2 protein-coding genes are annotated in these 867 nt (G+C 51.0%); both read left to right on the top strand.

The genetic code is table 11. The annotated features are described in order from the left end of the window. A partial coding sequence (locus A3750_RS04640; protein WP_156498400.1) for an energy transducer TonB occupies window positions 1-327 on the top strand: 327 nt, incomplete at its 5' end. 20 nt (window positions 328-347) lie between these two features. Next, window positions 348-867, top strand: a 520-nt coding sequence (locus A3750_RS04635) for a MotA/TolQ/ExbB proton channel family protein (protein WP_068548054.1), incomplete at its 3' end; no start/stop codon positions are given.

The following is an 867-nucleotide window of genomic DNA, read 5'->3' as shown; positions in this document are numbered from 1 at the left end:
GCGAGCAGTGAACAAAACGCGTTAGGACGACCCCATGCAGAGCCGCAGCCGCTGGTCAGAAAACCGCTCTTCGCTACGCCACCAACACCTCCGACCTACCCGTCCATGGCTCGCCGCCGAGGTGTGGAAGGAACCGTGGTCATTGAGGTGTCTTTGGATGCGCTCGGATCTCAGACACATCTAAAAATACAAAAAAGCTCTGGAAACCCACTTTTAGACAATTCTGCGGTGAATGCCGTCAGAGAATGGCGCTTTCTGCCGCATCAAGTGAAAGGTCTAGCGATCGCTTCTCGCGTGCACATTCCCGTTAGATTCGAATTGAATTAAAAAGGAAAAACAGAGCCCCCATGAATATCTATATCTACCTAGAAAGCCAACTGGACATACTCACGTTACCCTTGCTCATCATGGCCTTAGCCAGCATGCTCATCATACTTGAGTCCACAGTCCGTCTGACTCACATCTCCCTGACCAACACGCTGGTAAAAGATGCGCACAGGCAAATGACAAAGCATGCCGCGCAGCCAGTAGAAGTTCGAGATACGGTGGTAGAACGTTTTCTTCAACAGCAGCTAAACAGGCTATCGACGGGCCCCTATCTCTTGCAGATGCTTGCTGCACTCGCACCTGTCACGGGCCTGCTCGGTACGATCATCGGATTAATTTCCTCGTTTGATGCTGTCGCAAACTCAACAACCGGCGTGAATCCGGCATTGGTTGCAGACGGACTTGGTATTGCGATGAAAACCAGCGCAGCCGGCCTGCTAATTGCGTTGCCTTGTTTGTTATTTTCCAACTTATTTCTGCTGTTGGCGGAGAAAATCACCAACCGAGCCGTAAACGCGATCAATGCACTGTCACTTCAAC

This window comes from Oleiphilus sp. HI0079 (genome assembly GCF_001635105.1).
Note: the sequence above shows the minus strand (reverse complement) of the source record. Positions and strands in the feature narration are given on the sequence as shown.